Annotated in this window: 24 protein-coding genes; 11 read left to right on the top strand and 13 right to left on the bottom strand. The window is 72.4% G+C overall.

Annotated features, from left to right (window positions below; all coding sequences use genetic code 11):
• From AB0B40_RS27290 to AB0B40_RS27270, 5 genes are all read right to left on the bottom strand, one after another.
• Window positions 1-1,036, bottom strand: a 1,036-nt coding sequence (locus AB0B40_RS27290) for a sigma-70 family RNA polymerase sigma factor (RefSeq protein WP_362266062.1), incomplete at its 3' end; no start/stop codon positions are given.
• Window positions 1,037-1,270: 234 nt separating this feature from the next.
• Window positions 1,271-3,181 carry a DNA primase gene (gene dnaG, locus AB0B40_RS27285; protein ID WP_362266056.1) on the bottom strand — a complete coding sequence of 637 codons (1,911 nt, stop codon included), beginning with the start codon at window positions 3,179-3,181 and terminating at the stop codon, window positions 1,271-1,273.
• A gap of 47 nt (window positions 3,182-3,228) precedes the next feature.
• Window positions 3,229-4,494, bottom strand: coding sequence for an FAD-dependent oxidoreductase (locus AB0B40_RS27280; protein WP_345056167.1), 1,266 nt, complete (start codon window positions 4,492-4,494; stop codon window positions 3,229-3,231).
• Between the two features lie 104 nt (window positions 4,495-4,598).
• Window positions 4,599-5,918, bottom strand: a complete 1,320-nt coding sequence (locus AB0B40_RS27275) for a deoxyguanosinetriphosphate triphosphohydrolase (RefSeq protein WP_345056166.1) — start codon at window positions 5,916-5,918, stop codon at window positions 4,599-4,601.
• Window positions 5,919-5,984: 66 nt separating this feature from the next.
• A complete protein-coding gene (locus tag AB0B40_RS27270) occupies window positions 5,985-6,770 on the bottom strand; it encodes a sirohydrochlorin chelatase (protein WP_362266054.1) in 786 nt (261 codons plus the stop codon).
• A gap of 201 nt (window positions 6,771-6,971) precedes the next feature.
• On the opposite strand from AB0B40_RS27270, the gene AB0B40_RS27265 reads away from it, so the two are divergent.
• Window positions 6,972-7,652 (top strand): ElyC/SanA/YdcF family protein, encoded by a 681-nt coding sequence (locus tag AB0B40_RS27265; protein WP_345057746.1) that lies wholly within the window; start codon window positions 6,972-6,974, stop codon window positions 7,650-7,652.
• 142 nt (window positions 7,653-7,794) lie between these two features.
• Here AB0B40_RS27265 and AB0B40_RS27260 read toward each other — a convergent pair whose 3' ends face one another.
• Window positions 7,795-8,223, bottom strand: coding sequence for a gamma-glutamylcyclotransferase family protein (locus AB0B40_RS27260; RefSeq protein WP_345057749.1), 429 nt, complete (start codon window positions 8,221-8,223; stop codon window positions 7,795-7,797).
• 347 nt (window positions 8,224-8,570) lie between these two features.
• Between AB0B40_RS27260 and AB0B40_RS27255 the strand changes: the two genes are divergently transcribed.
• On the top strand, window positions 8,571-9,119 hold the full coding sequence (locus tag AB0B40_RS27255) for a hypothetical protein (RefSeq protein WP_345057752.1): 549 nt from the start codon (window positions 8,571-8,573) through the stop codon (window positions 9,117-9,119).
• 125 nt (window positions 9,120-9,244) lie between these two features.
• Complete coding sequence (locus AB0B40_RS27250) at window positions 9,245-9,895, top strand: class F sortase (protein WP_345057755.1); 651 nt, start codon at window positions 9,245-9,247, stop codon at window positions 9,893-9,895.
• Between the two features lie 4 nt (window positions 9,896-9,899).
• On the opposite strand, the gene AB0B40_RS27245 is transcribed toward AB0B40_RS27250, so the two are convergent.
• On the bottom strand, window positions 9,900-10,244 hold the full coding sequence (locus AB0B40_RS27245; RefSeq protein WP_345057758.1) for a helix-turn-helix domain-containing protein: 345 nt from the start codon (window positions 10,242-10,244) through the stop codon (window positions 9,900-9,902).
• A 100-nt stretch (window positions 10,245-10,344) separates the two neighbouring features.
• Between AB0B40_RS27245 and AB0B40_RS27240 the strand changes: the two genes are divergently transcribed.
• The 5 genes from AB0B40_RS27240 (at window position 10,345) to AB0B40_RS27220 (ending at window position 15,866) form a co-directional block, all read left to right on the top strand.
• Complete coding sequence (locus AB0B40_RS27240) at window positions 10,345-11,232, top strand: NAD(P)-binding domain-containing protein (RefSeq protein WP_345057761.1); 888 nt, start codon at window positions 10,345-10,347, stop codon at window positions 11,230-11,232.
• Between the two features lie 208 nt (window positions 11,233-11,440).
• The gene (gene nirB, locus AB0B40_RS27235; RefSeq protein WP_362266051.1) at window positions 11,441-14,050 is read left to right on the top strand and encodes a nitrite reductase large subunit NirB; all 2,610 of its coding nucleotides are present in this window, start codon (window positions 11,441-11,443) and stop codon (window positions 14,048-14,050) included.
• A complete protein-coding gene (nirD, locus tag AB0B40_RS27230; protein ID WP_362266049.1) occupies window positions 14,047-14,406 on the top strand; it encodes a nitrite reductase small subunit NirD in 360 nt (119 codons plus the stop codon). The genes nirB and nirD overlap by 4 nt, the downstream gene beginning before the upstream one ends.
• Before the next feature lie 32 nt (window positions 14,407-14,438).
• Window positions 14,439-15,023 (top strand): TetR family transcriptional regulator, encoded by a 585-nt coding sequence (locus tag AB0B40_RS27225; protein ID WP_362266047.1) that lies wholly within the window; start codon window positions 14,439-14,441, stop codon window positions 15,021-15,023.
• Window positions 15,024-15,098: 75 nt separating this feature from the next.
• Window positions 15,099-15,866: a glucose 1-dehydrogenase gene (locus AB0B40_RS27220; RefSeq protein ID WP_362266060.1), complete on the top strand. Its 768-nt coding sequence runs from the start codon at window positions 15,099-15,101 to the stop codon at window positions 15,864-15,866.
• A gap of 20 nt (window positions 15,867-15,886) precedes the next feature.
• Here the strand turns inward: AB0B40_RS27220 and AB0B40_RS27215 are convergent, their stop codons facing one another.
• From AB0B40_RS27215 to AB0B40_RS27200, 4 genes are all read right to left on the bottom strand, one after another.
• Window positions 15,887-16,720, bottom strand: a complete 834-nt coding sequence (locus AB0B40_RS27215; RefSeq protein ID WP_345057771.1) for a carbohydrate ABC transporter permease — start codon at window positions 16,718-16,720, stop codon at window positions 15,887-15,889.
• Window positions 16,713-17,615: a sugar ABC transporter permease gene (locus tag AB0B40_RS27210; protein ID WP_345057774.1), complete on the bottom strand. Its 903-nt coding sequence runs from the start codon at window positions 17,613-17,615 to the stop codon at window positions 16,713-16,715. Before AB0B40_RS27210 ends, AB0B40_RS27215 begins: the two co-directional genes overlap by 8 nt.
• Window positions 17,612-18,868, bottom strand: coding sequence for a sugar ABC transporter substrate-binding protein (locus AB0B40_RS27205; RefSeq protein ID WP_362266045.1), 1,257 nt, complete (start codon window positions 18,866-18,868; stop codon window positions 17,612-17,614). Before AB0B40_RS27205 ends, AB0B40_RS27210 begins: the two co-directional genes overlap by 4 nt.
• Window positions 18,869-19,034: 166 nt before the next feature.
• Window positions 19,035-19,967, bottom strand: a complete 933-nt coding sequence (locus AB0B40_RS27200; protein ID WP_345057779.1) for an oxidoreductase — start codon at window positions 19,965-19,967, stop codon at window positions 19,035-19,037.
• A gap of 99 nt (window positions 19,968-20,066) precedes the next feature.
• On the opposite strand from AB0B40_RS27200, the gene AB0B40_RS27195 reads away from it, so the two are divergent.
• Complete coding sequence (locus AB0B40_RS27195; protein WP_345057781.1) at window positions 20,067-20,546, top strand: excalibur calcium-binding domain-containing protein; 480 nt, start codon at window positions 20,067-20,069, stop codon at window positions 20,544-20,546.
• 127 nt (window positions 20,547-20,673) lie between these two features.
• Here AB0B40_RS27195 and AB0B40_RS27190 read toward each other — a convergent pair whose 3' ends face one another.
• A complete protein-coding gene (locus tag AB0B40_RS27190) occupies window positions 20,674-21,357 on the bottom strand; it encodes an NAD(P)-binding domain-containing protein (protein WP_345057783.1) in 684 nt (227 codons plus the stop codon).
• 74 nt (window positions 21,358-21,431) lie between these two features.
• Here AB0B40_RS27190 and AB0B40_RS27185 point away from each other — a divergent pair, with 74 nt between their 5' ends.
• Both AB0B40_RS27185 and AB0B40_RS27180 read left to right on the top strand, forming a co-directional pair.
• On the top strand, window positions 21,432-21,830 hold the full coding sequence (locus tag AB0B40_RS27185) for a helix-turn-helix domain-containing protein (protein WP_362266042.1): 399 nt from the start codon (window positions 21,432-21,434) through the stop codon (window positions 21,828-21,830).
• Between the two features lie 173 nt (window positions 21,831-22,003).
• Window positions 22,004-22,531, top strand: coding sequence for a ricin-type beta-trefoil lectin domain protein (locus AB0B40_RS27180; protein WP_345057787.1), 528 nt, complete (start codon window positions 22,004-22,006; stop codon window positions 22,529-22,531).
• Between the two features lie 297 nt (window positions 22,532-22,828).
• On the opposite strand, the gene ppdK is transcribed toward AB0B40_RS27180, so the two are convergent.
• The gene (ppdK, locus tag AB0B40_RS27175; RefSeq protein ID WP_362266040.1) at window positions 22,829-25,549 is read right to left on the bottom strand and encodes a pyruvate, phosphate dikinase; all 2,721 of its coding nucleotides are present in this window, start codon (window positions 25,547-25,549) and stop codon (window positions 22,829-22,831) included.
• Between the last annotated feature and the right edge of the window lie 56 nt (window positions 25,550-25,605).

The following is a 25,605-nucleotide window of genomic DNA, read 5'->3' as shown; positions in this document are numbered from 1 at the left end:
CGCCCAGTGTGGACAGCACCGCCTCCAGGTGCTCGCGCAGCAGCAGGAACGCCGCCGATTCGACCGGGCTCGCCGCGTCGCCGTCCTCGATGAGGTCGCCGAGGGCGACGTCGTCCTCCTCTCCGACCGGGGCGTGCAGCGACACCGGTTCCTGGGCCAGACGCAGCACCTCGCCCACCCGCTCGGGCGCCAGGTCCAGGTGGGCGGCGACCTCGTCCGCGGTCGGCTCGCAGCCGCGCTCCTGGAGCATCCGCCGCTGGACGCGGACGACGCGGTTGATCAGCTCCACCACGTGCACCGGCACCCTGATGGTGCGGGCCTGGTCGGCCAGCGCCCGGGACATGGCCTGGCGGATCCACCAGGTCGCGTAGGTCGAGAACTTGTAGCCCCGGGCGTAGTCGAACTTCTCCACGGCCCGGATGAGCCCGAGGTTGCCCTCCTGCACCAGGTCGAGCATGGTCAGCCCGCGGCCGACGTACCGCTTGGCGACGGAGACGACGAGCCGCAGGTTGGCCTCGATGAGCCGGCGCTTGGCCATCCGGCCCATGACGACGAGCCGGTCCAGGTCGAGCGCGAGCCGGCTGTCCAGGTCGGGGGTGCTGCTCAGCTTCTCCTCCGCGAACAGGCCGGCCTCCACCCGGCGGGCGAGTTCCACCTCCTCGGCGGCGGTGAGCAGGGGGATACGGCCGATCTCGCGCAGGTACTGGCGGAACAGGTCGGCCGAGGGCCCCCCGGAGTCGGCCCGGACGGCGGCCGGCGCCTCGGCGGGCTCGGCGGCCTCCTCGATCTCCGCGGGTTCGTCCGCGAGCGCCTCGGCGGGCGGTTCCGCGGGCTCCGCGGCCACCGTCTCCGGGTGCTGGGCGGGCCGGCCCTGCGGGGGCACGGCCGCGAGGACGTCCGCCTCCGCGTCCGGCTCTTCGGCGCCGGTGCCGGCGGCGGTGGCGGTGGCGGTGACGTTGGTGGCGGTGGTGCTGGTGGCGCTGGTGCTGCTGTCGGTCTGCGTGAGGGTCTGGGTCTGCACGGGGGCGACCTCCAGGTGATCGCTGCTGAAGGTGTGCGCTGCAGCGGTGTTCGGGAGCGGAGAGTCGACGGCCTGCGCTCCGAGGACTCGGGCACCGCCCTCAGTGTGGGGTACGACACAACGCCGCCACGAGGGGCGTGCGGTGACTTTTTGCGTCCGGTCCGTGACGGGCTGGTTATCCGGCGCGTCGGACTATGCGGGAGGCACGTGCAGGCCATGGTGGAGCGTGGCCTGGGACCCCTCCGGGCGTCAGAGCGCCTCCGCGCCCCGTTCGCGCAGTGTCTGGTCGTACTGCTGGAGGACCCACAGCTCGTTCTGTACGGCGGCCAGCTGGGCGGGGTCGCCGCCGGCGGCAAGGCGGGCCAGCTGGGACTGGATGTCGCGGATGCGGCGCTCCACCGCCCGGCGGCGGATCTGCACCAGGACCGTGCCGGCGTACGTCTCGTCCACCGTGCGGCGCAGGATCGGTTCGACGGCCAGCTCGGTGACCATCGCGCGGACCGTGTCGTCGGGCGCGGCCTCGCGCACCCGGACCAGGTACTCCTGCGGGTCGGACAGGCCGTACTCGGCGCCGCCCGCCTCCGCGACGGCCTGCCGTACGGCGGCGTAGGGCGGGGCGGTGAACTCGTCCACGCCGTAGGCGTCGAAGGCCGGGGAGACCAGTTCGGGGCGTTGGAGGGCGAGCTTGAGCAGTTCGCGCTCGGCGGCGAAGACCGGGTTGCGCAGGGTCAGCGCCGGGCCGCCGGAGGCCTGGCGGGGCGCCTCGGTCCACTGCGGGCCGGGCGGGCGGGAGCGGCCCTGCTGCGGGTCGCCCTTGCCGCCCCGGTCCCGGGCCCACCGGGCCAGCTGGGCCACCCGCCGGACCACGAACTGGGTGTCGAGGATGCCGAGCATGCCGGCCAGTTCGACGGCGACCTCGTGCTGGGCGCCGCTGTTCTTGATCCGGGCGACGATCGGCGCGGCCTCGTCCAGGGCTGCGGCACGGCCCGCCGGGGTGTCCAGGTCGTAGCGGCGCATGATCTGGCGGAGCGCGAACTCGAAGAGCGGGGTGCGGGGTTCGACGAGGTCGGCGACCGCCTCGTCCCCCTTGGCCAGCCGCAGGTCGCACGGGTCCATGCCGTCGGGCGCGATCGCGATGTACGTCTCGGCGGCGAACTTCTGGTCGTCCTCGAAGGCGCGCAGGGCGGCCTTCTGCCCGGCCGCGTCACCGTCGAAGGTGAAGATCACGCGGGCCGAGCCGTTGTCCATCAGCAGGCGGCGCAGGATCTTGATGTGATCGCTTCCGAAGGCCGTGCCGCAGGTCGCGATGGCCGTCGTCACCCCGGCCAGGTGGCAGGCCATGACGTCGGTGTACCCCTCGACGACGACGGCCCGGCTGGACTTGGCGATCTCCTTCTTCGCCAGGTCGATGCCGTACAGCACCTGGCTCTTGCGGTAGATCGCCGTGTCGGGGGTGTTGAGGTACTTCGGGCCGTTGTCCGCCTCGTACAGCTTGCGGGCGCCGAAGCCGACGACCTCGCCGCCGATGTCCCGGATGGGCCACATCAGCCGGCCCCGGAAGCGGTCGATGGGGCCGCGGCGGCCCTCCTGGGAGAGCCCGGAGAGGAGCAGTTCCTTGTCGGTGAAGCCCTTGCCGCGCAGATAGCGGGTGAGGTGGTCCCAGCCCTGGGGGCTGTAACCGACGCCGAAGTGGACTGCGGCGGCCTGGTCGAAGCCGCGCTCGGCGAGGAAGACGCGGCCGGCCTCGGCCTCGGCGCCGGTGGCGAGCTGCTCCGCGTACCACTGCGCGGCGATCTTGTGCGCCTCGACCAGGCGGATGCGCTCACCGCGCTGGTGGGCCGGGTTGTACCCGCCCTCCTCGTAGCGCAGCGTGATGCCGGCCTGGGCGGCGAGGCGCTCGACCGCCTCCGAGAAGGACAGGTGGTCCACCTTCATCACGAAGGTGATGGTGTCGCCGCCCTCCTGGCAGCCGAAGCAGTGGAAGAGTCCCTTGCTCGGGCTGACCTGGAAGGACGGCGACTTCTCGTCGTGGAACGGGCACAGTCCCTTGAGGTTTCCGCCGCCCGCGTTACGCAGCTGGAGGTACTCGGAGACCACGGCGTCGATCGGGACCGCGTCCCGTACCGCCTTCACGTCCTCGTCGTTGATCCGTCCTGCCACGGGTGAATTCTACGGGGGCGCCGTGGCGGTGAGGGCGCTCGGAGGCGTCAGGCGAGGAGACTGTCGAGTGGTACGCGCGGGTCGGAGAGCGCTTCGACGTTCACCCGGGCCCGGGAGCGGACGAGGTTCTGGATCCGCTCTGTGACATCCCACACGTTCACGTTCATCCCGGCCAGCACGCGTCCCTCCTTCACCCAGAACGCGATGAACTCCCGCTTGCCCGCGTCGCCCCGGATCACCACCTCGTCGTACGTCCCGGGCGGCGCCCAGCCGCTGTACTCCATGCCCAGGTCGTACTGGTCGGTGAAGAAGTAGGGCACGCGGTCGTAGACCGTCTCCCGGCCCAGCATCGAGCGCGCCGCGGCGGGGCCGCCGTTCAGCGCGTTCGCCCAGTGCTCGACCCGCAGCCGGGTGTCGAACAGGGCGAGCGGGAAGGAGGCGACGTCACCGGCCGCGTAGATGTCGGGATCGGAGGTGCGCAGCCGCTCGTCGACGACGATGCCGCCGCCGTGCGCGCGGTCGGCGATCTCCAGCCCCGCCGCCTCGGCGAGCCCGACCCGGGGTGCCGCTCCGATGGCCGCGAGGACGTCGTGCGCCGGGTGCTCCTCCCCGTCGTCCGTACGGACCGCGAGGACCATGCCGTCCTGGCCGACGATCTCGGTGAGCCGCGCGCCGAAGTGGAAGCGGACGCCGTGCTCGCGGTGCAGCTGGGCGAAGACGTTGCCCAGCTCGGGGCCGAGGACGCCGTACAGCGGGGTCGGCGCCGGCTGGATCACCGTGACCTCGGCGCCGTACTCGCGGGCCGCCGCCGCGACCTCCAGGCCGATCCAGCCGGCGCCGGCGATCACGAGGTGCCCGTTGTCCCGGCCGAGGTGCTGCAGGACGTTCCTGAGGCGCTCGGCGTGCGCGAGACGGCGCAGGTGGTGGACGCCGGCGAGGTCGGTGCCGGGGATGTCGAGGCGGCGCGGTTCGGCTCCGGTGACCAGCAGCAGCTTGTCGTAACGGACGAGGGTGCCGTCGTCACCGAAGCGGACCGTCTTGGCGGTGCGGTCCACGCGGTCCACGGTCTGGCCGAGGTGCAGCTCGATGTCGTTGCGCGCGTACCAGGCGGGCTCGTGCACGAAGACGCTGTCGCGCTCCTCCTTGCCGAGCAGGTAGCCCTTGGACAGCGGCGGGCGCTCGTACGGGTGGTCGCGTTCGTCGCAGATCAGTATCACCCGTCCGCTGAAGCCCTCCGCCCGGAGCGTCTCCGCCGCCTTCGCGCCGGCGAGACCGCCTCCGACGATGACGAATGTCTGATCCGCGTCGACCACTAGATGCCTCCTCGTAAGGGTGCCGCCACATGCGAGCGTCCCGCACACGGCGTGCTGCGGGAAGAGGGGGTGACCCGTTCAGGCCACGGCGGGTCACGTTCCTCTCACATATGCCCCGTCAGTCTGGCGTGCAGCGAGCGGGCGGAGACGTCGGTCAGGGAGGCGATCTGGTCGACGATCACCCGCTTGCGCGCCCGGTCGTCGCCCGCCGCGTCGAACAGCGCCCGGAACTGGGGGTCGAGGCCGTCGGGCGCGCGGGCGGTCAGCGCCTCGGCCAGCTCCGCGACGACCACCCGCTGGTCGGCGCGCAGCCGCTCCTGCTCGGCCCGCTGCATCACGTACCGGTCCGCGACCGCCTTGAGCACCGCGCACTCCATGCGGGTCTCGCGGGGTACGACGAGTTCGGCGCCGTAGCGGGTGAGGCGGTCCGTGCCGTACGCGGCGCGCGTGGCGGACTCGGCGGCCAGGCAGAACCGGCCGATGAGCTGGCTGGTGGCGTCCTTCAGGCGGGCCTGGGCGACGGCCGTGCCGTCGTACCCGTGCGGCCACCACTCCTCGTCCTGGAGCCGGTCCAGGGCCGCGGCCAGCTCCGCCGGGTCGGTGTCCGCGGCGACGTAACGGCCGATGGCGACCTGGAAGACGCCCTGCCGTTCGGGCTCGGCGTGCAGGCAGTTGGGGTCGATGTGGCCGGCGTGCAGGCCGTCCTCGACGTCGTGCACCGAGTACGCGACGTCGTCCGACCAGTCCATCACCTGCGCCTCGAAACAGGTGCGGGTGCCGGGCGCGTCGGCCCGGGCCCAGTCGAACACCGGGCGGTCGTCGTCGTACACACCGAACTTCCGCGAGGCCGGGTCGGTCGGGTGGCCGCCGCGTGGCCAGGGGTACTTGGTGGCGGCGTCGAGGGTGGCGCGGGTGAGGTTGAGGCCGACGGAGCCGTCCTCGGTGAAGCGCTTGGGCTCGATGCGGGTGAGGAGCCGGAGGGACTGGGCGTTGCCCTCGAAGCCGCCGCAGTCGTCGGCGAACTCGTTCAGCGCGGTCTCGCCGTTGTGGCCGAAGGGCGGGTGGCCGAGGTCGTGGGCGAGGCAGGCCGCCTCCACCAGGTCGGGGTCGCACCCGAGGGCCGCGCCCAGCTCCCGGCCGACCTGGGCGCACTCCAGGGAGTGGGTGAGCCGGGTGCGGGGGCTGGCGTCCCAGGCGCGGCTGCGGGTGCCCGGGGTGACGACCTGTGTCTTGCCCGCGAGGCGGCGCAGGGCGCCGGAGTGCAGGATGCGGGCGCGGTCACGCTGGAAGGCGGTGCGGCCCGGGCGTTTGTCCGGCTCGGGAGCCCAGCGTTCGACCGACCGCGGGCCGTATCCCGTGGACGCCGTCTGTGCCGTGGATGCCGTTCGTGCCGTGGATGCCGTGGAGTGTGCGGTGCCTTCCATGATTCGACAGTACGGGCAGGCGGTGACATTCGAGGAAAGCCGGGTGTCCGGTCGGCACCGCGCTTCTCAGGCGGCCGACGTCCACGGTGCCGCGAGGCTCTCGTGGTAGCGGTGCAGGACCAGGCGGGCCATCGCCTCGTGGGCTCCCAGCGGAGCGGAGACGATCCAGGACCCCGCCGCCGCGCACCGCGTCGCGAAGCGGCCCGGTGCCGTGAGGTACGACGCGATCGCCACCCGGTGCCGGCCGCGTGCCGTCAGCGCGCGCACCGCCGCGGGGACGGCCGGGGCCGCCGCCGAGGCGTACGCGGGGATCACCGGGACGCCCAGGCGGCCGGCCAGGAGGCCGGCGGTGCGGCGGGTGTCGGTGGCCGAGCCGGGGTCGCGGGAGCCGGCGGCGGCGAGGACGACCGCGCTCGACCGGCGGAACGCGTCGTCCGCGGCCGGGGGCCAGCCGGCCTCCAGCAGCCGGGCGTGCAGGGCCTCGGCGAGCAGCGGGTGCGGGCCGAGTGGCGCGGCCGTGCGGGTGGGGGCGGAGGCCGCCGCGGCCATCCGGGGAATATCCTGTCCGACGTGGTGACCGCGGCCGAGGAGGAGCGGGACGAGGACGGCGGGGGTGTCGCCGAGGGCGGCCAGGGTGTCGGGGAGCAGGGGCTCGTTCAGCTCGATGTGGCCCAGGTGGACGGGGAGGGCGGGTCGCAGCCGGCGTACCCGCCCCATGAGGGCCTCTACGGTGGCGAGCGCCCGGGGGTCGCGGCTGCCGTGGGCGACCAGGACGAGGGCGGGCGGGGCCGGGCGGCGGCCGATCGGGGTGATGGGCCGGCCGCCGGGGCCGGGTGGGATCGACGCCGTCATGGAGGCATATCCTGACCGGGAGACGTTGCGCGGCCGTCACGCGGCCGTCACGGATGTTTTCCGCGGGTTCACGCCGTACGGATGCGCGATGTGAGGCGAACCGGACCGCCGTCGCCCGCGTCCTCCTTGGCTGGGGACCGAACACTCGGGGACCGAACACTCGGGGACCGAACACCTGAAAGCCAAACACTTGGGGGGCGTATGGGGATCCGTCGGGTGCGGCTGCCGCGGACCCGTGCCGGGCAGCGGCGGCTGGTGCGGGCCGTGATGGCCGTATGTGTGCTGGCTCTGCTGCCGATGACGTGGCTGTACGTGTCGACGGCGGACCGGCTGCGGACGACGGCCGACGTGCCGCGCACCAAGGTGGCGGTGGTGTTCGGGGCCGGGCTGTGGGCGCGGGACAAGCCGTCGCCGTACCTCGCGCGCCGGCTGGCCACGGCGGCCGAGCTGTACCGGGCGGGGCGGATCGAGGTCGTGCTGGTCACCGGGGACAACAGCCGCGAGGACTACGACGAGCCCTCCGCCATGCGCGCGTACCTGGCCCGGCACGGGGTGCCGGACACGCGGATCGTCAGCGACTACGCCGGGTTCGACACCTGGGACTCCTGCGTCCGGGCCAAGAAGATCTTCGGGGTGGACCGGGCGGTGCTGATCAGCCAGGCTTTCCACATCCGGCGGGCGGTGGCGCTGTGCGAGGCCGCGGGGGTGGACTCCTACGGCGTCGGGGTCGTGGACAAGCATGACGTGACCTGGTACTACGGCGGCACCCGCGAGGTGTTCGCGGCGGGCAAGGCGGCGCTGGACGCGGTGTTCCGGCCGGCCCCGCGGTTCCTGGGACCGAAGGAGCCCGGGGTGGCGCGGGCGCTGGCCGCCGGGCGGTGAGGTCCGGCCTCGCGGCGTTCGCGGGCGTGCGGGGGCCGGGCGTGTCCCGGCGGCCGGACCACGGACGAGACGGAGGCGCGGCGCCTGGTGGCGGAGGAGTCCGGCATCGAGGTGCCCGAGGGGATGACCCCGCTGGGCCGGGTCAGCGGCGCGAGAGCCAGTCGCCGCCCGCGATGCGGGTCCCGGCCTCGCGCAGCCGGGCGGCGACGCCCGGGGCGGCCAGGTAGACCCAGGCCCGGACGGTGTCGCCGGCGGTGCGTACGACGTCGCGGGCGGTGCGCTCGTAGAGGTTGCGGGGGTCGCCCGGCACGTACTCCTCCAGCCGGTCCAGGGCGGCGAGCAGCTCCGCGTACGCCTCCGGCCGGGCGGTCACCAGCTCGCCGCGCACGGTCCCGCCGGGTTCCTCGACGGCGTAGGGGTAGCCGGGGCCGTCGTACAGCACGGCGCCGGTGAGGCGTCCCGGTTCCTCGGCGAGGGTGCGGCCGCGCAGGAACAGGTCGTGGTTCACCTCGCCGGGGCGGAGTGTGCCGTAGACGAAGAAGGGCAGCGGGCGGGGATCCTCGGCGAACACGGGAACGATTCTGTACCCACGCCGGCCCGCCGCACGGGCGGCACCCGGCACGTCCGCCGACCCGGCCCGGGATCCGGCGGTCACGACGACCGGCTGACGCTCCGTCACCCGTTCACCGGCGCGACCGCTCCATTCGTGTGCTTTTCGTACCGCAGCCTCCTCTCTTCTCCTCACCCGCCGATGACCTGCCGGAACGTCACGCGGGCTAGCCCGTGCGGGGGGCGGGGCCGGCACCCGTTCGCCGTATCCCTGACGCTCCCTCAGGAAGCGAACCGGTCGCGGAGCCACTTATCTCGGTAGGGCAGGGGCGCACCCCTGGACGAGTCGGACAAGCTCTGGGGAGCACCATGCGACGCACTGCCCGTCTGCTGGCCGGTACCGCGCTCGCCGTGGCCGCCGCGGCACCCGCCGAGGCCGCCGTGGACGCGGTCCACACGGCGGCTCACCTCCGGAGCGCTCAGACCGGCCGCCTGGACGTGTACCCGTCCACCGTGACGCCCGGCAGCCAGGTCACGGTGAACACGGCCGCGTGCGGGGACCCGGGCTCCGCGACCGGGGACGCGGGCGCGGTCGGCGCCGGCACCTTCACCCTGGCGCCCAGCACGCACCAGGGCGAGGCGATCGGCCAGTTCCAGGTCCCGCCGAGCGCGCAGCCCGGCACGTACGAGATCGTCGCCAAGTGCGCCGAGGGGGACCGGCAGGTCTCGGGCGACCTGGTGGTGGCACTGAACGCGGTGCACGAGCAGGTGCAGCCGCGGGGAAGCGTGAAGACGGGGGTCGGCGGCGGACTCGGTCCCGACCCCGTGCAGACCGCGGCGGGTGTGACGGCGCTGGCCGTCGCCGCCGCGGGCGGTACCTGGCTCCTGCATCGCCGGGCGAGAGGCGACGGGATCTGACGGACACCCTCCGCTGTCCGTCCGCCGGTACCGCAACATCCCGCCCCCTCCGGGTCCGACGCCCCTCGCGGCCCGGAGGGGGAGGGATCGAAAAAGGGGGCCGCGTCTCCGGGAGAGGGGTACGTATGCGCAGGAGCGCCAAGGGTGCCGGGCGCGGCCGCGGCGCCCGGCTCGGTGACACCGCCATAGCCGCCGTGACCGTCGTGGCCCTCGGCTCGGGCGTGTGGCTGCTCGGCTCCGGCACGCACACGCCACCGCAGCCGGCGGCCGCCGAGGGCCGTGCCGAACCGGACGGTGCGCGGCCCGCCGCCCCCGCCCTCGCACCGTCCGTGCCGGTCCGCATCCGCATTCCCGCGATCCGCGTCGACGCACCCCTGACGGGCCTGGCCCTCACCCCCTCCGGCAGCCTGGACGCGCCTCCCCCCAAGGAGAAGAACCTCGCCGGCTGGTACGAGGCCGGCACCACGCCCGGTGAGACGGGCACCGCGATCGTCGCCGGCCATGTCGACAACGCCGACGGCCCCGCCGTCTTCTACGACCTGGGCGCGCTCAAGCGCGGCGCCCGTATCGAGGTGGACCGCGAGGACGACACCGTCGCCCTGTTCACCGTGGACGCGGTGGAGGTGTACTCGGCCCGCGACTTCCCCGACGACAAGGTGTACGGCGCGGCCCGGCGCCCCGAACTCCGCGTCATCACCTGCGGCGGGGGCTATTCGAAGGCCACCGGCTACCAGGGCAACGTGGTGGTGTTCGCCCGTCTGACGGGGAGCCGCTGAAGGCTCAGCGCGGGGCCGGTGCCCCGCCCAGGACGTGCTTCTGGCCCCACACCCCGAGCGGCGCCAGCGCCTCGTTCAGCTGGGTGCCGACGTCGGTCAGCGAGTACTCGACGCGGGGCGGCACCTCGGCGTACTCCTCGCGGTGCACGATGCCGTCGGCCTCCAGCTCGCGCAGCTGCGCGGCGAGCACCTTCTCCGTCACGCCGGGCAGCCGCCGGCGCAGCTCGCCGAAGCGGCGGGTGCCCTCCCCCAGCGCCCACAGGATCGAGACCTTCCACTTGCCGTCGATGACGTCCATCGCCGCGTCGGTCCCGCAGACGTACGCCCCCGGCCGCCGTCCCACCGGCATGGTGCTCCCCCCTCTTCCACCCGCACGCTTTCCCGCCGGTAACCACCCACTTCGAAGTACGTACTTCTGCGCGGCGGTTCCCCGGGCGAGCCTAGTCGCCATGACCGACACCTCCCTTCCCTCCGTCCCCCGCACCCCCCTGACCCTGCTCGGCACCGGTGCCATGGGCACCGCGCTCGGGCGGGCCTGGCTGGCCGCCGGGCATCCGCTGACCGTCTGGAACCGAACGCCGCGGCGCACGGCCGCGCTGACCGCCGAGGGCGCCGTGGCGGCCGGCAGCGCGGCCGAGGCCGTGGCCGCGAACCGGCTCGTCGTGGCCTGTCTGCTGGACGACGCCTCGGTGGGCACCGCCCTGGAGGGTGCCGGTCTGGCCGGCCGGGACCTGGTGAACCTGACCACCGGCACCCCCGCCGACGCCCGCGCCCGCCGCGCCTGGGCCGAGGAGCGCGGCGCCCGGTTCCTGGACGGCGGGATCATGGCCGTACCGCCGATGATCGGCGCACCCGGTGCCTTCGTGCTCTACAGCGGCGACCCGGAGGTGTTCGAGGAGCACCGGGACACCCTCGCCGTCCCGGCCGGCACCGAGTACGTCGGCGCCGACGCGGGTCACGCCGCGCTGTACGACGTGGCGCTGCTGAGCGGGATGTACGGCATGTTCGCGGGGATCACGCACGCCTTCGCGCTGCTCGACGGGACGGACGTGGCGCCCGGGGACTTCGCCGCGCTGCTCGTGCCCTGGCTGAACGCGATGGCCGGCTCGGCGCACGGCACCGCCGAGCGGCTGGTGTCCGGCGACCACACGTCCGGGGTGGTCTCCACCCTGGAGATGCAGGTCGCGGGCGCCGGCACCCTGCTGCGTACGGCCGCGGAGCAGGGCGTGAGCGCGGAACTGCTCGTCCCCTTCCTGGACCTGATGCGCCACCGGCTGGCCGACGGCCACGGTGAGGAGGACATCTCCGGTCTGGTGGAGACGCTGCGGACCCGGTGACCGTCGCGCGGGCGCGGCGGGCGGGGGCGTCCGGCCCTCACAGCCCGGGCCGTCTGCCGCTGAGGGCACCGTTCCTCGTGGGAAACAGCGGTGATGCCGCCGGGTAACGCCGGGGCCGCAGGCTCGGGGCATGACCCCGGACACGCGAGCGACGGTGACCGGCGCCGGCTCCCCGCGCCACCGGATCACCCATGATGGAGGGCCCTGCATGACGACCGCCCCGGGGGCCGCCCCCACGATCGTGCTCGTCGGCCACGGGATGGTCGGCCAGCGCTTCCTGGAAGCGCTGGCCGAACGCGGGCTGACCGCCACGCACCGCGTGGTCGTGCTGTGCGAGGAGCCGCGTCCGGCGTACGACCGCGTGCGGCTCACCTCGTACTTCTCGGGCAGCAGCCCCGAGGACCTCTCCCTGACCGACATGGAGTTCATCCGGGACCACGGCATCGAGCTGCGCGTCGGCGACCCGGCGGAGACGATCGACCGCCGGGCCAAGCGGGTGACCACCCGTTCGGGGCCGGCCGTCGACTACGACATCCTCGTGCTGGCCACCGGCTCCCGCCCGTTCGTGCCGCCGGTGCCCAACAAGGACGCCACCGGCTGTTTCGTCTACCGGACCGTCGAGGACCTGCTGGCGATCGAGGAGTACGCGAGGACGCGCGCCTCCACCGGCGCCGTGGTCGGCGGCGGCCTGCTCGGGCTGGAGGCGGCGGGTGCCCTGAAGGGGCTCGGACTCGCCACCCACATCGTGGAGTTCGCGCCGCGGCTGATGCCGGTGCAGGTGGACGAGGGCGGCGGCGCGGCCCTGCTGCGGACCATCGAGGAGACGGGCCTGACGGTCCACACCGGTGTGGGCACCCAGGAGATCGTGACGGACGCCTCCGGAGCCGTCACCGGCATGCGGCTGTCCGACGGCTCCGAACTCGCCACCGACCTGGTGGTGTTCAGCGCCGGTGTCCGCCCCCGCGACCAGCTGGCCCGCGACTGCGGCCTGCGGGTCGGCGAGCGCGGCGGCATCGCGGTCGACGAGCGGTGCCGCAGCGTCTGCGACCCGCACGTGTTCGCGATCGGCGAGTGCGCGCTGGCCGCCGACGGCCGGGTGTACGGCCTGGTGGCCCCCGGTTACGAGCAGGCGGAGACGGCCGCAGCGACCATCGCCGCGGACGAGGCGTCCTTCACCGGCGCCGACCTGTCCACGAAGCTGAAGCTGCTCGGCGTGGACGTCGCCTCCTTCGGCGACGCGCACGGCACCACCGAGGGCTGCCTGGACGTCGTCTACGCCGACGCGCGCGCGGGCCTGTACAAGAAGCTGGTCATCGGCCGGGACGGCACACTGCTCGGCGGCATCCTGGTCGGCGACGCGGAGGCGTACGGCACCCTGCGCGCGCTCACCGGCTCGGTGCCCCCCGTCTCCCCCGAGTCGCTCGTCCTGCCCGCCGGATCCGGCGCGGCGGTTCAGCTCGGGCCGTCCGCCCTGCCGGACGACGCGATCGTCTGCTCCTGCCACAACGTCAGCAAGGCCACGGTCCGCGGCGCGGTCACCGAACACGGCTGCGTGACCGTGTCCGAGGTGAAGAAGTGCACCAGGGCCGGCACCGGCTGCGGAAGCTGCGTGAACGTGCTGGGCCGGCTGGTCGACGCCGAACTGGAGGCGTCCGGCGTCGAGGTCGACAAGGGCCTGTGCGGCTGCTTCGCGCAGACCCGCGAGGAGCTGTACGAGACCGTCCGCGCCCTGCGCCTCACCTCGTACCGGGACCTGCTGGACCGCTACGGCCGCGAGGGCGCCCGGGGCGGCGAGGGCTGCGAGGTGTGCAAGCCCGCCGTCGGCTCGATCATCGCCTCCCTCGCCCCGGCCATCGGCGCGAGCGGCTATGTCCTGGACGGCGAGCAGGCGGCCCTGCAGGACACCAACGACCACTTCCTCGCCAACCTGCAGAGGAACGGCTCGTACTCGGTCGTGCCGCGCATCCCCGGCGGGGAGATCGCACCCGAGAAACTGATCGTCATCGGCGAGATCGCCCGGGACTTCGGCCTCTACACGAAGATCACCGGCGGTCAGCGGATCGACCTGTTCGGCGCCCGGGTGGAGCAGCTGCCGCTGATCTGGGCACGGCTGGTGGACGCCGGCTTCGAGTCGGGGCACGCCTACGGCAAGTCGCTGCGCACGGTGAAGTCCTGTGTGGGCTCGGCCTGGTGCCGCTACGGCGTGCAGGACTCGGTCCGGATGGCGATCGACCTGGAGCTGCGCTACCGGGGTCTGCGGTCCCCGCACAAGCTGAAGTCGGCCGTCTCCGGCTGCCAGCGCGAGTGCGCGGAGGCGCGGTCGAAGGACTTCGGGGTGATCGCCACCGCGGGCGGCTGGAACCTGTACGTCGGCGGCAACGGCGGCGCCACCCCGCGCCACGCCGACCTGCTGGCCCAGGACCTCTCCGACGCCGAACTGGTCCGGCTCATCGACCGGTTCCTGATGTTCTACATCCGTACGGCCGACCGCCTGGAACGCACCAGCACCTGGCTGGAACGCCTGCCCGGCGGCCTGGAGCACGTACGGGACGTGGTGGTGCACGACTCGCTCGGCATCTGCGACGAGCTGGAGAAGCTGATGCGGGCGCATGTCGCCCACTACCGCGACGAGTGGGCGCAGACCGTGGGCGACCCCGAGAGACTGGCCCGGTTCGTGTCCTTCGTGAACGCCCCGGGCACCCCGGACCCGGTGGTCTCCTTCGTCCCCGAGCGCGATCAGATCAAGCCCGCCCCGCCGCTGCTGTCCATCGGTACGCGGCCCCCCGGCGACGCCCTGGAAGGAAGCGCCCAGCGATGACCACGACAGCCCGGACGACCGGCCTGAAGGTCCAGCTCCGCCTGGCGGACGCCTGGTTCACGGTCTGCGACCTGAGCACGCTCACTCCCGGCCGCGGGGTGGCGGTGCTGCTGCCCGACGGCCGCCAGGCGGCCGTCTTCCGGGACCGCGCGGACCGGCTGTACGCCATCGACAACCGCGACCCCTTCACCGGCGCGGCCGTCCTCTCGCGCGGTCTGACCGGCACCGACCGGGGCCGACCGTTCGTGGCGTCCCCGCTGCTGAAGCAGCGTTTCGACCTGGCCGACGGACAGTGCCTGGACGACCGCTCGGTGCGGCTGGCCGTGTACGAGGTAAGGGCCCTCCCCTTTTCTTGACCGTCCGTTCCGGTAAGTCTAGGCTCCCCGGCATGGCGAGGACCAAGGAATTCGACCCGGACACGGCGTTGCAGTCGGCCCTGGAGCTGTTCTGGCGGCGGGGCTACGAGGCGACGTCGGTGGCGGACCTGGTCGAGCACCTGGGCATCGGCAAGGCGAGCCTGTACGCCACCTTCGGCAGCAAGCACGAGCTGTACCTGCGGGCACTGGACCGGTACGGGCAGGCGCGGAACCCCCGGCTGACGCGCGAACTGTCCGGGCCCGGGCCGGTACTGCCGGCCGTGCGGGGGCTGGTCCGGCGGTTCGCCGCCGAGGCCACCGCCGAGCCGACCCGCGAGCGAGGCTGCCTGGTCACCAACACGGCGGTCGAACTGGCCCCGCACGACCGGGACGCCGCCCGCCGCGTCGAGCACGACTGGGACACCCTGGAGACGCTGCTGCACGCCGCCCTCGTCCGCGCCCGGGCGCAGGGCGAGCTGGCCCCGGACCGCGAGCCGGCGCCGCTCGCCCGCATGCTGCTGGTCCTCCTCCAGGGCGTGCGGGTGGTCGGCAAGGCGTCCGCCGACCCGGCCCGGGTACGGGACGCGGCGGAACAGGCCCTGGCACTGCTGGACTGAGGGCGCGCCTCCGCGGAGGCGCGTTCCTTTCGGCCCTCAAACTGAACCGATCGGTCAAGAAAAGAGAACATGATGATGCCGTACCGCTTCTCCGGCCGGACCGCGCTCGTCACCGGTGCCGGTTCCGGCATCGGGCGCGGGGTCGCCCTCGCCCTCGCCCGGGAGGGCGCCCAGGTCGTCGTCGCCGGCCGGCGCCGCGAGCCGCTGGACGAGACCGTGGCGCTGATCGAGCAGGCGGGCGGCAAGGGGCTCGCGGTCACCGCCGACGTCTCCCGCGCCGAGGGCCCGCGGGCCCTGGTGACCGCCGCCGTCGACCGCTTCGGGTCCCTGGACGTGGCGGTGAACAACGCCGGTGTCCTGAAGCGCGGCGGGCAGGCCGTGGGCGACCTGGCCGAGGAGGACTGGCGCCGGATGCTCGACATCAACGTCACCGGTGTCTTCCTCGCCCTCCAGGCGGAGATCGCCCAGATGCGCAGCCAGCCTGACGGCGGGGCGATCGTGAACGTCGCCTCCCGGATCGGCGTGCACAGCCGGCTGCGCGGCACCGCCGGATACGCCGCCGGCAAGGCGGCCGTCTCGATCCTCACCCGCGGTGCCGCCCTGGACCACATCGCCGACGGTGTGCGCATCAATGCCGTCAGCCCCGGCCCGACCGCCACGGACATGTCCCTCAAGCCCGGCGAGACGGAGGCCGGCCGGGCCGCCCGGATGCGCGCCGAGGCACCGCTCGGCCGGGTCTCCACCGTCGAGGAGGTCGCCGCCGCGGTGCTCTACCTCGCCTCGGACGACGCGGCCTCGGTGGTCGGCGCCGACCTCGTGATCGACGGCGGCGCCACGGCCTGAGCCGGTTTCCGCAGCTCCCGTCAGTCGATCCCGGACCGCTCCACCCCCGCCACGATCCACCGCTGGAAGACCAGGAACACCAGCAGCAGCGGCACGATCGACACGGCCGCCGCGACGAACAGCTCGTGCAGCCGCACGACCTGGGCGGTGGTGAACGAGGACAGCGCCACCTGCACCGTCCAGGCGCTCTGGTCCTGCCCGATCACCAGCGGCCACAGGAAGGAGTTCCACGCGCCGAGGAACACGATCGTCCCGACCGCCGCGAACACCGGACGGGCGTTGGGTACGACGACGAGCCAGTACGTCCGCCAGTACCCGAGCCCGTCCACCTGGGCCGCGTCCTCCAGCTCCCGCGGGAAGCCGAGGAAGTACTGCCGGAAGACGAAGCAGGCGAACGCGGAGAACAGCGTCGGGACGATCAGGCCGCGCAGGGTGGAGACCCAGCCCAGCGACGACACCAGCACGAAGCTCGGCACGAAGGTGACGGCCGGCGGGACCAGCAGGGTGCCCAGGATGCCGTAGAAGACCTTGTTCGCGTGCCGGTAGGGGATGCGGGCGAGGCCGTAGCCGGCCAGGGAGGCCAGCAGCAGGGTGCCGAGGGTGGTGGCGACGGCGATCAGCGCGGAGTTGAGCAGGGACCGGGCGAACGGCACGGACGGGTCGTGGAACAGCTCACCGAGATTGCCCCACCTCAGTTCGGCGGGGAAGAAGGTCCAGCCGGGCGAGGTGATGTCCCGCTCGCTCGACAGCCCGTTGCGCACCAGCAGATAGAAGGGGATCAGGAAGAGCAGGGCGAGCGCGATCAGCAGCGCCAGCCGCAGCGCCCGCCCGGCCCGCACCAGGGCGTCATCCATGGGCGTCCGTCCTTCCCAGCCTCAGCCAGCGCGCCTGTCCCACCGTGACGACCGCGATGACCAGCGCCAGGATCACCGCTCCCGCGCTGCCGAGCCCCAGGTTCTGCCCCTGCCCGAGCGCGGTGTAGTAGAGGTAGACCAGAGGCGGACGAGCGTACGGCGGATAGCCCCGGGCGTCCGACAGCAGGTTGTAGAACTCGTCGAACGCCTGGAAGGCGTTGATGACGAGGAGCAGCAGCACCGCGACCGAGGTGGCCCGCAGCTGCGGCAAGGTGATGTGGCGCAGCACCGTCCAGCCGGGCCGGGCCCCGTCCACGGCCGCCGCCTCGTACAGCACGGGGTCGATCCGCTGCAGCCCGGCCAGGAAGAGGATCATGTAGAACCCGGTCTGGAGCCACAGCCGTACGCTCACGAGGACCAGCCAGTACCAGGGCGGGTCGGGAGTGGACAGCCACGCGACGGGGTCGGCGCCGAACCACCCCAGCACGGTGTTCGCCAGCCCGAAGCGCACCCCGTTGAAGACCGACATCTTCCAGACGAGCGCGGCCACGACATAACTGCACGCGGCCGGCAGGAAGAACACCGACCGGAAGAAGGCCCGGGCCCGCCGGACCCGGTTGACCATCAGCGCCAGGGAGAGGGCGAAGACGTAGGTGACGGGCACGATGAAGGCGGTGAAGACGAGGAAGGTCCGCAGGCTGTCGACGAACGCGTCGTCCCGCAGCATCGCCGTGTAGTTGTCCAGTCCGACGAAGTCCGTGGGGGTGACGGTGTTGTGCGCGTCGAAGAAGCTGAGCGCCACGCTCCACAGCAGCGGTACGTAGGTGAACAGGCCCAGTCCGAGCGCGAACGGGCCGACGAACACCCAGAACCAGAGGGCTCCGCGCCGCCTCACGGCGTCCTCTCTGCGTTCTTCACGCGGTCGAGTTCGGCCGTCACCTTCCGTACGACGGACCGCAGTTCGTTCTCCGGGGCGGCCCCGTTCCTGATGATCCGGCTGAGCGCGTCCTGGTAGGCGGTCTGGCTCGCCGGGGTCCACAGCAGCGGCTGGGCGTAGCCGTGGTCGGTGGTGAAGCGGACGGCGTCGGCGGCCGGGCCCGTCCGCAGCCGGGTGGCCTTCTCGGCGAGGGAGATCCGGGCGGGGATGTGGAAGCCGTAGGACAGGGCGAAGTCCTGCTGGTGGTCGGTGCGTTCGACCCACAGCCACTTCACGTACTCCTTGGCGGCCTCCTTGTGCCGGCTGCGGGCGCTGACGGCGGCACCGTAGGCGCCGACGGGTACGGTGGGCCGGCCGTGCCCGCCGTCCGCCGGGAACGGCAGCACCCCGAAGTCGTCCCCGAGTTCCTTCTGCACCTGCGGCAGGGCCCACAGCCCGGACCACTGCATCGCGGTCAGCCCTTGCAGGAAGGCGGACGGGTCGGACCAGTCGGAGGGTGCGCCCAGGAGGAGGGACTCGTCGGCGTAGAGCCGGTGCAGCTTGCCGAGGGTGCGGGCGGCGGCGGGATCGTCGAAGCCGGCCTTGCCGTCGTCGGTGACGAGCTGGAGTCCGGCCGCGTACAGGGGAGTTCCGCCGAGGACCCCCGCTCCGCCGTCGTTGCCGAGGAAGAGGCCCTTGGTCTTGCCGTCGGTGAGTTTCCTCGCGGCGTCCACCAGGGCGTCCAGGGTGGTGGGCGGCTCGACGCCCGCGTCGGCGAGCAGGCTCTTGCGGTAGTAGAGCAGCTGCATGTCGATGACCTGGGGGATGCCCCAGACCCTGCCGTCGTACGTCTTCGGCGCGAGCACGGCCGGATTGAAGTCGTCCTTCACCCCCTCCAGCAGGTCGGTGAGGTCGAGGACCTGGCCGCCCTGGATCTGGTCCAGTGTCGGCCCGTTGACCTCGAACACATCGGGCCCGGAGTCGGTGAGCAGCGCGGCGGCCGTCTGCTGGTCGTAGTTCCCCGGCCGCCACTGCACGCGGACGCGGGCCTTCTGGAAGCCGGCGGCGTACCGCTGCACGGCCCGCTCGGCGCCGGCCTCGCCGTACTGGTGGTACCACTGCGACAACTGCGGCCCCGAGCCGCCGCCCCCGCGCCCGGTGTTCGACCCGCACGCGCTGAGGATCGCGGCTCCCGCGCCCCCGGCCAGCAGGTTCCTGCGGCTGATCGTCATCGTGTGCCCCCTGACGTCCGTCATCGATGCACGGCCCAACGATCAACCATGCGCGGCGATTACGAAAGGGGGGTTGCGGCCGTGTGTCGGACGCGGAGGGGGCGCCGAGCCGTGGCCGTGCGTCAGCCGTCGGGGGCGTCGAGGGGCGCGGCACCGTGGCCGTGCGTCAGCGGTCGGGGGCGCGGGCGTCGAAGTCCACACCGGTCAGCCGTGCCGAGGCGGCCCAGAGCGCTGCCGCCGCCCGGTCGTCCACGGTCCAGGGTGCCCGCCACGACGGTGCCGGCGCCCCGCGCCACATAGCGAACGAGGGTCCGAAGAAGGAGCCTGGCCGCACCCCGGGCGCGGTCGCCGCGTACAGCGTGGGCAGGGCCCCGGCCTCCGCCGACTGGGCGAAGGCGCGGTTGGCCAGCTCCATCATCCGCTCGGCACCGCGCCGCCCCTCCGCCCGCGGCCCGGCGGCCTGGAGGTTGGTGGCCGCGTACCCCGGGTGCGCGGCCACCGCCAGCAGGGAACTGCCGCGCAGCCGCCGCGTCAGCTCGTGCGTGAACAGCAGGTTGGCGCTCTTGGAGCGCGCGTAGGCGACCCAGCGCCGGTACTTCCCGCGGCTGCCGGGATCACCCGGGTCGATGTTGGCGAGGGCGTGCAGCATGCTGGACACGGTCACGATCCGCGCCTCCGGAGCGGCCAGCAGCCGTGGCAGCAGCAGCCCGGTGAGGGCGAAGTGCCCGAGGTGGTTGACGCCGAACTGGGTCTCGAACCCGTCGGCGGTCGTCCCGTACGGTACGGCCATCACGCCCGCGTTGTTGACGAGCAGGTCGACGCGCTCGTACGGCAGACCCTCCGCGAACGCCCGTACGGACGCCAGCTCGCCGAGGTCCAGCCGGCCGAACTCCACGGCCGCCGGGGGCACCTCGCCCACCAGCCGTTCGACGGCCGCCCTCCCCCGCGCCTCACTCCGGCACGCGAGCACCACCCGGGCACCCTTACGGGCCAGCTCCCGCGCGGTGACGTAGCCGAGCCCGCTGTTGGCGCCGGTGACGACCGCGACACGGCCGCTGAGCCCGGGGATGTCGGCCGTACCCCACCCCGATCCCTTCATCACGAATCCATCACCCTTCCTTCACACACGGCGCCCCGGCACTACGGTCATCGGCACGTGCACCGTCCGGAACACGTACCACCGTTTGGGGGGGACGCTATGCCCAACCCGTACACGACGCCACCCGTGCCGCGAACGCCGCGCACCGCCCCGCGCTGGGCCCGTAAGCGGTACGCGCTCCCCGCCCTCGGCCTCGCCCTCTTCGTCGGCGTGGGCATCGGTGCCGCCGACGACGGCTCCTCGGCCGACGCCGAGCCGGCCGCGGCCACGCCCCGGCCGACGGTGACCGTGACGGCCACGGCGACCGCCACCGAGACCGCGACGCCGCAGGCCGCCCCCACCGTGACCCGGACGCACACGGTCAAGGTCAAGGTCACCAGGACGGTCACGGCCCAGCCGGCGGCCGAGGAGGACACCTCCGCCTCCGGGGACGGCAGTGCGAGCGGGGACGGGGGCGGCAGCGTCTACTACGCCAACTGCTCGGAGGCCCGCGCCGCCGGCGACACGCCCCTGTACGCCGGCGACCCCGGTTACGCCGCCCATCTCGACCGGGACGGGGACGGGGTGGCCTGCGAATAGGCGGGCCGGACGGCCGGCGGGGTCAGGGGTGTCGGCGCGTTTCTCCTGGTGCGAGCCGCGGCGGCGCGTGATCGGCATCAGGTCGCCGGGGCCGTCCACTGCAGGCGGCGGGTTGGACGTGGAACCCCTAACGGGAAGCCCGTGTGCCGCCCTCCGTTTCCTGGTGGCTCGGTCCGGCCGCGAACGCCAGCGGAGGGGCGATCGCTTGCGCGTCCGCTCCCTGGCCGACCCACAGGGCGATGAACAGCGCGGCGGTCGCTTCCAGGAGCCCCGCACGTTCGAGACCGCCGCCGGCGACGGGATCGCAGCCCACGTCCTGCACCAACTCGCGTACGCGTACGAGGGCGGTCTCGTCATCTCCGCAGACCGGGACGGCCAGTGGTCGCCCGTCGAAGACGGGGTACCGCATGCGCCACACGTCCTCGTGACAGAGGTTGAAAGCCTTGACCACGTGCGCTCCCGGTGCCGCCGCGGCAAGTCGCTGCGCGGCCGAGGGGCCCCCTTCCGTCAGCAGCCGGAAGCCCGGCCCGACCGGGTTGGAGCAGTCGATCAGCACCTTGCCCTCCAGGGCCGCGTGCAGGTCCCGTGCCACGTCCGCTCCCGCCCCGAAGGGCAGCGCGGCCAGCACCACCTGACCGGACTCGGCCGCCGCGCGCAGACCGGCGGGCTTCGCGCTGCCTCCGATGCGCGTCGCGAGCCGCTCCGCCTTGTGCGCGTCCCGTCCCCCGATGGTCACCTCGTGCCCGGCCCGCACCCAGTGGGTGGCGAGCGCGTCGGCCATGTTGCCGGTTCCCAGTACGCCGATTCTCATCACGCGTTCCCTCTCCCTGCCTGTTTCGACCGTTCACACCGAGGCTAGAAGGCGGTTCGGGCACCATTTGGTAAGTGACGACCGACGCCTTCCTCGCCGACTGCCGCGCGCGCCTCGCCTTCGACCTGCTCTCCAACACGTGGAACGCCGTGGTGCTCTGGGCACTGCGTGACGGTCCCAGACGGCCGGTCGAGCTGCGGGAGGGGATCGGGGGCATCAGCTCCAAGGTCCTCACCGAGACCCTGCGCCGGCTGCAGTTCAACGGACTGGTCGACCGGCGGGCAGACCCCGACGCACCATCACGGGTCGGATATCAACTCACCGCTCTGGGCCGGACCTTCCTGGCGCCCATCGACGCCGTCGGCGCATGGGCCTTCGAGCACGGCGACGAGGTCGTGGCCGCCCAGGAGGCAGCATCGGGTCCCGCCCCGCGGTTCCCCTCGTCCAGCGAGCCGGACGAGTCGACAGCGTGAGCGCGGACGTCGCCGGCAGACCGGCCTCACCGAGGGCGGCCGAAGGGAGCGACTCATTCCAGCTCAACTCTTGATCAACTTTGTCGCGTGCCTGACATTCTCTCACCTAGTGTTCAGACATGTCCGGGGGGATCTAGCCATTTCCACCTTCCCTCGGCTTCAGTCTCTGAACGATGGGGGAAATCATGAATAAGGCATCGAAAATTCGTGCCGCCGTGGCACTGGCCGCGGTTCCGGCGATCCTGACGGCCGTCTCCACACCTGCGTCGGCATCCGACAACATTCTGTGGCGCAACAAGCACACAGGCGGTTGCATCCGAGTCTGGAACGACACCAGCGTCGACAGCAGCGCCGGGGCCATGGTGCATTGCGTCGACGTCCCCAAGGGAGTCAGCATCAGATGGGACGACTCACAGAGTAATCTGCAGAACTCGGACGGAGCCTGGAAGATCACCACCAGGAACACGTTCTTCTATGGCCAGTGCCTGGCCAGCTGGTACGCCGACGGGAGCGGTGTCGGCAAGGTTTACATCGAGCCCTGCGGCAGTCCGGCGAATTACTACCAGCAGTGGTATGAGAAGTGGACGGGTGACGGCATGCAGATCGTCAACCGGCAGACCGGCCTGTGCCTTGACGGTGATGCCAATGGCCGCGTCTATACCAACAGGTGCAACGGCAGCGACTGGCAGATCTGGCAGTAGGCCCGATCCGGGAACAGGGCCGAAAGCGGATTCTGTCCCTGGCCGGTGAACAGCTCCTCCGGCGTCAGGACGTCGGAGGAGCTTCTTCCGGTGGGACCGCCCGCGGCGATCCCTTGGACCGCCGGCCGCCGGCAACGCCATTTTCCTGGTCGGCGGCGTACATTGACAGTCTGCGCAGATAATGCGCGAAGAGGCGGCACCCCCGCACAGGGTGCCGCCTCTTCTCTTTCGTGGGCCGGGGCCGTCGTCGGTCGGTGAGGGTCGGGGACCGGCGGCGGCCTTGGGGTTCAGCCGGCCCTAGCGGTGGTCGCTGCCCGCCGACTGGGTCGCCGCGCGGCCGGCCTCCAGGCGGGCGACCGGGATGCGGAACGGGGAGCAGGAGACGTAGTCCAGGCCGGCCTCGTGGAAGAAGTGGACCGACTCCGGGTCACCGCCGTGCTCGCCGCAGACGCCGAGCTTGAGGTCGGGGCGGGTGCGACGGCCCGCTTCCGCCGCCGCCTTCACCAGGGAGCCGACGCCGTCCTTGTCGATCGTCTCGAAGGGGGAGACGCCGAAGATGCCCTTTTCGAGGTACGCCGTGAAGAAGGACGCCTCGACGTCGTCGCGGCTGAAGCCCCACACCGTCTGGGTCAGGTCGTTCGTGCCGAAGGAGAAGAACTCCGCCGCCTCGGCGATCTGGCCCGCCGTCAGCGCGGCGCGCGGCAGCTCGATCATCGTGCCGATCGCCAGCTTGAGCGACGTACCCGTCGCCGCCTCGACCTCGGCGATGACCTGGTCCGCCTCCTCGCGGACGATCTCCAGTTCCTGGACCGTGCCGACGAGCGGGATCATGACCTCCGCGCGCGGGTCGCCCTTGGCCGTCTTGCGCTCGGCCGCGGCCTCCGCGATGGCGCGGACCTGCATGGTGAACAGACCGGGGATGACCAGACCGAGGCGCACGCCGCGCAGGCCCAGCATCGGGTTCTGCTCGTGCAGGCGGTGCACGGCCTGGAGCAGGCGCAGCTCGTTCTCGTGCGGCTCCTGGCGGGACTCCGCCAGGGCCACGCGGACGGAGAGTTCCGTGATGTCGGGCAGGAACTCGTGCAGCGGCGGGTCGAGGAGACGGACCGTCACCGGGAGGCCGTCCATCGCCTCGAAGAGTTCGACGAAGTCCTTCTTCTGCAGCGGCAGCAGCTCCGACAGGGCGGCCTCGCGCTCCTCCTCGGTGTCGGCGAGGATCAGCTTCTCGACCATCTCGCGGCGCTCGCCGAGGAACATGTGCTCGGTTCGGCACAGGCCGATGCCCTGGGCTCCGAAGCGGCGGGCCCGCAGGGCGTCTTCCGCGTTGTCCGCGTTGGCGCGGACCCGCAGACGGCGCTTGCGGTCGGCGAAGGCCATCATGCGGTGGACCGCCTCGACCAGCTCGTCCGCGTCGTCGGCGCCGGGGTGCATGCGGCCTTCGAAGTACTCGACCACGGGGGACGGCACGACCGGGACCTCGCCCAGGTAGACCTTGCCCGTCGAGCCGTCGATGGAGATCAGGTCGCCTTCCTCGACGACGTGACCGCCGGGCACCGTCATACGGCGGCGCTTGGTGTCGACCTCCAGCTCCTCCGCGCCGCAGACACAGGTCTTGCCCATGCCACGGGCGACCACGGCCGCGTGGGAGGTCTTGCCGCCGCGGCTGGTCAGGATGCCCTCCGCCGCGATCATGCCGTCCAGGTCGTCGGGGTTGGTCTCCCGGCGGACCAGGATGACCTTCTCGCCCGAGCGGGACCACTTGACGGCCGTGTACGAGTCGAAGACCGCCTTGCCGACCGCGGCGCCCGGCGAGGCCGCGATGCCCCGGCCGACCTGCTCGGTCCTGGCCTCGTCGTCGAAGCGCGGGAACATCAGCTGCGCCAGCTGGGCGCCGGTGACGCGCTGGAGCGCCTCCGTCTCGTCGATCAGGCCCTGGTCGACGAGCTGGGTGGCGATACGGAAGGCGGCGCCCGCCGTGCGCTTGCCGACGCGGGTCTGGAGCATCCAGAGCTGGCCGCGCTCGATGGTGAACTCGATGTCGCAGAGATCCTTGTAGTGGTTCTCCAGGGTCTCCATGATCTGCATCAGCTGGTCGTACGACTTCTTGTCGATCCGCTCCAGCTCGGCGAGCGGGACGGTGTTGCGGATGCCCGCCACCACGTCCTCGCCCTGCGCGTTCTGCAGGTAGTCGCCGTAGACGCCCTGGTGGCCGGAGGCGGGGTCACGGGTGAACGCCACGCCCGTGCCGGAGTCGGGGCCCAGGTTGCCGAAGACCATCGAGCAGACGTTGACGGCCGTGCCCAGGTCGTGCGGGATGCGCTCCTGACGGCGGTACAGCTTGGCGCGGTCGCCGTTCCAGGAGTCGAAGACGGCCTTGATGGCGAGGTCCATCTGCTCGCGCGGGTCCTGCGGGAAGTCCCGGCCGGCCTCCTTCTTGACGATCTTCTTGAAGGCGGTGACCAGCTTCTTCAGGTCGGCGGCCTCCAGGTCGGTGTCGACCGTGACCTTCTTGGCCTCCTTGGTCTTCTCCAGGGCCTCCTCGAACAGCTCGCCGTCGACGCCGAGGACGGTCTTGCCGAACATCTGGATGAGGCGGCGGTAGGAGTCCCACGCGAAGCGGTCGTCGCCGGCCTGCTTGGCCAGGCCCTGCACCGACTTGTCGGAGAGGCCGATGTTCAGGACGGTGTCCATCATGCCGGGCATGGAGAACTTGGCGCCGGAGCGGACGGAGACCAGCAGCGGGTCGTCGGCCTGGCCGAGCTTCTTGCCCATCTTCGCTTCCAGGGCGTCGAGGTGGGCACTCACCTCGTCACGCAGTGCCGCGGGCTCCTCACCGCTGTCCAGGTAGACCTTGCAGGCCTCCGTGGTGATGGTGAAGCCGGGAGGGACCGGGAGACCGAGGTTGGTCATCTCGGCGAGGTTGGCGCCCTTGCCGCCGAGAAGGTCCTTGAGGTCCTTGTTGCCCTCGGTGAAGTCGTAAACGAACTTCGCTACGTGGGGTTCTTTGTTTTCCGACACGGGTCTCGACTCCTTGAGGCCACGGTGGCTGCCCTGACGGCCAGGAACATACCCAG

It is taken from the genome of Streptomyces sp. NPDC042638 (genome assembly GCF_040647235.1).
GTDB classification, from domain to species: domain Bacteria; phylum Actinomycetota; class Actinomycetes; order Streptomycetales; family Streptomycetaceae; genus Streptomyces; species Streptomyces rameus.
This window is presented reverse-complemented; position numbering and strand designations above follow the sequence as displayed.

Bases quoted from the DNA above. Each gene is read 5' to 3' on its own strand.
- AB0B40_RS27205 (WP_362266045.1), bottom strand. From the start codon at position 18,868: ATGACGATCAGCCGCAGGAACCTGCTGGCCGGGGGCGCGGGAGCCGCG.
- AB0B40_RS27180 (WP_345057787.1), top strand. From the start codon at position 22,004: ATGGGGGAAATCATGAATAAGGCATCGAAAATTCGTGCCGCCGTGGCA.
- AB0B40_RS27195 (WP_345057781.1), top strand. From the start codon at position 20,067: ATGCCCAACCCGTACACGACGCCACCCGTGCCGCGAACGCCGCGCACC.
- AB0B40_RS27255 (WP_345057752.1), top strand. From the start codon at position 8,571: ATGCGACGCACTGCCCGTCTGCTGGCCGGTACCGCGCTCGCCGTGGCC.
- AB0B40_RS27220 (WP_362266060.1), top strand. From the start codon at position 15,099: ATGCCGTACCGCTTCTCCGGCCGGACCGCGCTCGTCACCGGTGCCGGT.
- AB0B40_RS27245 (WP_345057758.1), bottom strand. From the start codon at position 10,244: ATGCCGGTGGGACGGCGGCCGGGGGCGTACGTCTGCGGGACCGACGCG.
- AB0B40_RS27275 (WP_345056166.1), bottom strand. From the start codon at position 5,918: ATGGAAGGCACCGCACACTCCACGGCATCCACGGCACGAACGGCATCC.
- AB0B40_RS27270 (WP_362266054.1), bottom strand. From the start codon at position 6,770: ATGACGGCGTCGATCCCACCCGGCCCCGGCGGCCGGCCCATCACCCCG.
- AB0B40_RS27250 (WP_345057755.1), top strand. From the start codon at position 9,245: ATGCGCAGGAGCGCCAAGGGTGCCGGGCGCGGCCGCGGCGCCCGGCTC.
- AB0B40_RS27190 (WP_345057783.1), bottom strand. From the start codon at position 21,357: ATGAGAATCGGCGTACTGGGAACCGGCAACATGGCCGACGCGCTCGCC.
- nirB (WP_362266051.1), top strand. From the start codon at position 11,441: ATGACGACCGCCCCGGGGGCCGCCCCCACGATCGTGCTCGTCGGCCAC.
- AB0B40_RS27240 (WP_345057761.1), top strand. From the start codon at position 10,345: ATGACCGACACCTCCCTTCCCTCCGTCCCCCGCACCCCCCTGACCCTG.
- AB0B40_RS27215 (WP_345057771.1), bottom strand. From the start codon at position 16,720: ATGGATGACGCCCTGGTGCGGGCCGGGCGGGCGCTGCGGCTGGCGCTG.
- nirD (WP_362266049.1), top strand. From the start codon at position 14,047: ATGACCACGACAGCCCGGACGACCGGCCTGAAGGTCCAGCTCCGCCTG.
- AB0B40_RS27225 (WP_362266047.1), top strand. From the start codon at position 14,439: ATGGCGAGGACCAAGGAATTCGACCCGGACACGGCGTTGCAGTCGGCC.
- AB0B40_RS27200 (WP_345057779.1), bottom strand. From the start codon at position 19,967: ATGAAGGGATCGGGGTGGGGTACGGCCGACATCCCCGGGCTCAGCGGC.
- AB0B40_RS27265 (WP_345057746.1), top strand. From the start codon at position 6,972: ATGGGGATCCGTCGGGTGCGGCTGCCGCGGACCCGTGCCGGGCAGCGG.